Source organism: Nocardiopsis trehalosi NBRC 14201 (assembly GCF_001552555.1).
In the GTDB taxonomy this organism is placed as follows: domain Bacteria; phylum Actinomycetota; class Actinomycetes; order Streptosporangiales; family Streptosporangiaceae; genus Nocardiopsis_B; species Nocardiopsis_B trehalosi.
Window position 1 is genome coordinate 1 of sequence record NZ_BCRK01000273.1, and the last position, 5,542, is coordinate 5,542.

6 protein-coding genes are annotated in these 5,542 nt (G+C 70.6%); 3 read left to right on the top strand and 3 right to left on the bottom strand.

The annotated features are described in order from the left end of the window. The coding region (locus NT8_RS26930; RefSeq protein WP_157515994.1) for a MerR family DNA-binding transcriptional regulator at positions 1-183 on the bottom strand (183 nt) is incomplete at its 3' end. Positions 184-1,456: 1,273 nt separating this feature from the next. Between NT8_RS26930 and NT8_RS26935 the strand changes: the two genes are divergently transcribed. Beyond that, positions 1,457-2,368, top strand: a complete 912-nt coding sequence (locus NT8_RS26935; RefSeq protein WP_067975595.1) for a bile acid:sodium symporter family protein — start codon at positions 1,457-1,459, stop codon at positions 2,366-2,368. A gap of 41 nt (positions 2,369-2,409) precedes the next feature. Next, positions 2,410-3,594 carry an aminotransferase-like domain-containing protein gene (locus NT8_RS26940; RefSeq protein WP_067975598.1) on the top strand — a complete coding sequence of 395 codons (1,185 nt, stop codon included), beginning with the start codon at positions 2,410-2,412 and terminating at the stop codon, positions 3,592-3,594. Positions 3,595-3,672: 78 nt separating this feature from the next. Here NT8_RS26940 and NT8_RS26945 read toward each other — a convergent pair whose 3' ends face one another. After that, positions 3,673-3,990: a DUF397 domain-containing protein gene (locus NT8_RS26945; protein WP_067975601.1), complete on the bottom strand. Its 318-nt coding sequence runs from the start codon at positions 3,988-3,990 to the stop codon at positions 3,673-3,675. After that, positions 3,990-4,790, bottom strand: coding sequence for a helix-turn-helix domain-containing protein (locus NT8_RS29005; RefSeq protein WP_084469319.1), 801 nt, complete (start codon positions 4,788-4,790; stop codon positions 3,990-3,992). The genes NT8_RS26945 and NT8_RS29005 overlap by 1 nt, the downstream gene beginning before the upstream one ends. Before the next feature lie 285 nt (positions 4,791-5,075). On the opposite strand from NT8_RS29005, the gene NT8_RS26955 reads away from it, so the two are divergent. Next, positions 5,076-5,542 (top strand): ATP-binding protein (locus NT8_RS26955; RefSeq protein WP_084469320.1); only part of this gene is annotated, 467 nt, incomplete at its 3' end.

Here is a 5,542-nt window from a genome sequence, read left to right on the forward strand (position 1 = left end):
CCGCAGCTGGTAGCGGGAGTAGCGGCGGTGGCCGCCCGCCGAGCGCAGCGGCTCGAACAGCTTGGCGTCGCCCAGGGCGCGCAGGAAGGCCGGTGTGGTGCCGATCATCTCGGCGGCGCGGCCCATGGTGTAGGCGGGATAGTCGTCGTCATCCAGCCGGTCATCGGCCGACGGTCGGGACAAGCGCTTCTCTCTCTTCTCACTCCTGAACGCACGTCGAGGGCCCCAGCGCCGTACGGCGCTGGGGCCCGAGAGTTCAATACCATCCACCGGCCGCTGCCGGTCTTCCGCGTCCCGAGGAAGGTCTGGAACGGAAACGCGGGGATCGCGACTGTGTGACCGTGGACCACCTTCTTTCACATCGGGGCCTGCGGTAACCGGACGGAGCGATCTCACGTCCGGGCGATCCTGATGGCACCTACTCCTCTCGATCTCTCACGTGTACTTCATGTCCTGCGATTCCCCGGTGCCCCCCGTGGTGGCGGGGCGCCGGTACTGCGGTCCTGCTGTACTGCGGTGTTGCCGTACTGCGGTCCTACCGGCCCCCGGCGCCGCCGAGCATTGAACGTGCGCCGGTCGGGCCCTACTGCGGTGTTGCGATCCTGCTGTACTGCGGTGTTGCTGTACTACCGGCTCCCGGCACCGTCGAGCACTGCGTGCCGGTCGAGCCCTACTGCGGTGTTGCGGTCCTGCTGTACTGCGGTGGTGCTGTACTACCGGCCCCCGGCACCGTCCAACACTGCGCGCCGGTCAGGCCCTACTGCGGTACTGCTTCCTTCATCGTGCTCCGATGCCCCCCGTGGTGGCGGGACGCCGGTCCTGCGGTGATGCGGTGTTGCCGTACTGCTGTACTACCGGCCCCCGACGCCATCGAGCACTGCGCGTCGGTCGGGCCCTACTGCGGTGTTGCGGTCCTGCTGTACTGCGGTCCTACCGGCTCCCGGCACCGTCGAGCACTGCGTGCCGGTCGAGCCCTACTGCGGAACTGCGGTGGTGCTGTACTGCGGTACTGCTTTCTCCGTCGTGCTCCGGTGTCCCCCGTGATGGCGGGACGCCGGTCCTGCGGGTCCTACTCCACCGGCGTATCCGGTGGTCCGGCCGTTGATCTCTGTGGCTACGTCAGGAAATCTAGCAATGCGTTCGACAAATGTCTACTCCGACGACGATAGATTTTCCGCGCCTCCCGCTGGCGGTTCGCGCCCTGCGGGGTCGAGGCGCAGGTCAGGCCCCTCCCGCTGCCGCCGGAGAACGGGGTGCCGCCGCCTCCGGAGCGCCCGTACCGACCCGGGCGCGGTCCCTCATCCATCCACCGCCCGGCGTGTCGCCGTCCTGTCGGCACCCCGTGCGCCGCCCCGCCGGCGCCCCTTGCCGCCGCACGGTCGGCGGTCTACGGTCGGGGCCCCGGAGCAAAGTGACCCGCCGGTAGCCCCCGGGCCGGCCGGACCGAGGTGCCCCCATGGACACGACCCTCGCCACCGTCGCCCTCCCGCTCGCCCTCGCCGTCATCATGTTCGGGCTGGGCCTCGGCCTCACCCCGGCCGACTTCCGCCGCCTCGCCGCGTTCCCCCGCGCGGTGCTGATCTGCCTGGGCTGCCAGATCCTCGCCCTGCCGCTGCTCTGCCTCGGCCTGGTGCTGCTGTTCGACCCGCCGCCCGCTCTCGCCGTCGGCATGATGCTGCTCGCCGCCTCGCCCGGCGGCACCTCCGCGAGCCTCTACAGCCGCCTGTTCGGCGGCAACGTCGCCCTCAACATCACGCTCACGGCGGTCAACTCGCTGATCGCCGTGGTCACCCTGCCGCTGGTCGTGAACCTCTCCCTCGCGTACTTCGCGGTCGGCGACGGCACCCTCGGCCTCCAGTTCGGCAAGACCCTCCAGGTGTTCGCGGTCATCCTGCTCCCGGTGGGGGCGGGCATGCTCGTGCGCGCCCGCTTCCCCGACGCGGCGCTGCGCGCGGAGCGGCCGGTCAAGGCGGCGTCGGTCGCCGTGCTCGTCGCGCTCATCGCGGGCGCCGTCGCCCAGGAGGCCGAGAACATCGGGGGATACCTGGCGGCCGTGGGCGTGCCGGTGCTGCTGTTCAACGTCGCGTCGCTCGCCGCCGGGTACTGGGTGCCGCGCTGGGCGGGGGTCGGCCGCCCCGAGGCCGTCGCCTCCTGCATGGAGATCGGCCTGCACAACAGCACGCTCGCGCTCGCCATCGCCCTCAGTCCCGCTCTGCTGGGCAGCAGCGAGATCGCGGTCCCCGCCGCCGTCTACGGGGTGCTGATGTTCTTCACGGCCGCCGTGGCCGGGGCGCTGGCCGCGCGGGGCACCCGACGTGCGTCTCAGAATACGGGAACGTCGTCTCATCAAATGAATCGCGAGGAGTAGTCTGGTGGCCTGCCGGCCCGTCCACCTGTGAAGGAGCCCCGATGGTCGCCCCCGTGCCCCCGCCCGCTTCCCGGCTCGCCGGTGTCGGCAGCTCCCCCGTACGCGAACTCCTGGCCCTCGTCTCCCGGCCCGGTGTCATCTCCTTCGCCGGCGGGCTGCCCGCCCCTGAGCTGTTCGACCACGAAGGGCTGCGCGCCGCCTTCGACCGGGTCGTCGCCGGCGAACCCCGGCGCGTCCTCCAGTACTCCCCCACCGAGGGCGACCCCCACCTGCGCCGCCTCCTCGCCGAGCGCCGGACCCGCCTCGGCCTGCCGACGGGCGACACCGACCTGCTCATCACCAGCGGCTCCCAGCAGGGGCTCTCGCTCGTCGCGACCGTCCTGGTCGAGCCCGGCGACACGGTCCTGGTCGAGGAGCCGGGCTACCTCGCCGCCCTCCAGTGCTTCGCGATCGCCGGGGCCCGCGTCGTCGCGGCGCCCACCGATGACCACGGCATCCTGCCCGACGCGCTGGCCGACGCGGTCCGCCGCGAACGGCCCAAGCTGCTGTACCTGGTGCCGACCTTCCAGAACCCCACGGGGCGCACGCTGCCCGACGACCGGCGCGACGCGGTCGCCCGCGTCGCCGCCGACGAGGGGCTGTGGATCGTGGAGGACGACCCGTACAGCGAACTGCGCTACCGGGGCGAGCCCGTCGCGCCCATCGCGGCCCGGCCCGAGGCCGCCGATCGCACGATCCTCCTCGGCAGCCTGTCCAAGATCATGGCGCCGGGGCTGCGGCTGGGCTGGCTGCGCGCGCCCGAGAGCGTGCGCCGGCAGCTCGTCATCGCCAAGCAGGCCACCGACCTGCACACCTCCACCGTGACCCAGGCGGCGGCCGCCGCCTACCTGGCCGAGACCGACCTCGATGCCCACCTGGACCGGCTGCGCGCCGCGTACCGGCCGCGCCGCGACGCCATGCTGGCGGCGCTGCCCGCGACCCTGCCCGAGGGCAGCCGGTGGAGCGAACCCGAGGGCGGCATGTTCGTGTGGGCGCGGCTGCCCGACGGCACCGACACGGCCGACCTGCTGCGCCGCGCCCTGGACCACGACGTGGCGTTCGTGCCGGGCGCCCCGTTCTACGCCGAGCACCCCGACCCGGCCACCCTCCGGCTCTCCTTCGCGACCCCCACGGTCGAGGAGATCACCAAGGGCATGCACCGCCTCACGGCCGCCCTGGCCGAGTAGGCCGCGCGGTCGGCGGTCAGCCGGTGAGGACGCGGAGCGGTCCTCCCGCAGGGGAGGACCGCAGCCGTACCGCCAGGGTCAGAGCCGCCCGTCCCGCACGGCCCGCAGGAAGGCCCCCCACTCCACCCCGGAGAACCCGAGGTGCCCGAGGTCGCGGTTCTGCGTATCCCGCACGAAAACGGCCTCAGCCGTCTCCGCCACCTCCACGCAGTTGCCCCCGTGGCCCTCGCTGTAGCTCGACTTCCGCCACGCTGCATCCGAGGTGCCGACCTCGACGCAGTTGCCCCCGGTACCGTCGCTGTAGCTCGACTTGCGCCATGCCGCTCTGGACGTATCGACCTCCACGCAGTTGCCCCCGTTGCCGTAGCTGTAGCTCGACTTGCGCCAACGCTCCATCACAGCTCTCCTTGTGCTCTCCGGATCAGACTGAGCGATTCGCCCGACGAGAGAGCTTCCGCTTGGAGCTCGCCGTAGACGCTCGTCAGTTCCGCGACGTGTCCGGGCGTATCGTACGTCTCGCCTCCCAGAGCGTGTTCGACGTATCCGACCGCCTGCGTATCGCTGAGGATGCTCACCCTGAAAGGTAGCCCTGCGGGGACCTCCGGGGAATCCCGTAGCACCTGTAGACGTACGGTGCCCTCTTCGATAAGTCCGCCGATGTGCTTGAGCTGCTCCAGCATGATCTCCCGGCTGCCGACGACCCGCGATATGGCCGCTTCACGGACGACAAAGCGCAGCAGGGGGTGAGAATCCGAAATGGCCGGAAGGCGTTCGATACGTGCCCTGACGATCTGTTCGACCTCCTCTGGGGTATCCCGCACCCTCCACGCCCTGATCAGAGACCTCGCGTAGTCGGCCGTTTGCAGCAGTCCAGGAACGATCAAGGGAACGTATTCCCGAATTTCTCGTGCTTTGCGCTCAATGAGTAGAGCGTCGCGAAACCAGTGGGGGACCTCCCGGGTGTCGCTCAGCTCGCGCCACAGTCGATCGAGGACACCACCTGTAGACAGGGCCGAATCCAATGCGGCTGCCGTGTCCCCTTTCGGGGTTCTTGTGCCACGCTCCAGGGCGCTGATCATGGGTTTGGAGAGCCCCACGCTTCGGCCGAGGTCGCCCTGGGTTCTCCCTGATAGAAGGCGCAACCGGCGTAGTTCATGACCGAATCTGACCCACGTCGAGTCAACCCTCTCGCTCATGGTATCCAGAATGACACTCGCGGTCCACGAGTGTCCACGGGATCGCCAGAAATATGCAATGCGTAGCTTTCATTGAAAGCGAGATGCGCAGGCGGGAACCTAAAGGCCGATAAACAAAGGCCCGGCGAGCGCCCTCACGCTCCCGGGTACGGCCTACCTGACGGAAGCAGGCAGACACATGCAGCCTATCGCGCGCATATCCCCGCAACGGTGCCTTCGGCGCGGACGGTCCGCCCGGGTCCGCCCCTATGTCCGGCTCTACGTCCGGGTGGAGGGGTGACCGCCATGACCACGCTCGCCCGTACGTTCCCCGGCCACGTCGACCAGATCGCCGAAGCCCGCCACTGGCTGGAGGCGGCCCTCCGCGCCGTCCGCCCCCGTATCCCCGAGGCGACCAAGGCGGCCGCATCACTCCTCCTCTCCGAGGTCGGTACGAACGCCGTCCTGCACACGGCGTCCGGCCAAGGTGGGAAGTTCACGGTGACGGCCCGGGTCGACGCCGGCCACCTCCACGTCCAGGTCGCGGACGACGGCGGGGCGGCCACCCGCCCGCACATCACCCGCCCCCGCCCGGACACCGAACGCGGGCGCGGCCTGGCCCTGGTCGATGCCTTCGCCGACCACTGGGGCCCCCTCACCCCCGGCCCCGGCGTCTACTTCCAACTCATCTGGCCCACCCCCCACCCGTCCCCACCCGTTGGGCACCCTCCTGCCCTGACCGGGAAACGCACCGGCCCCGGCCGCCGAATCGG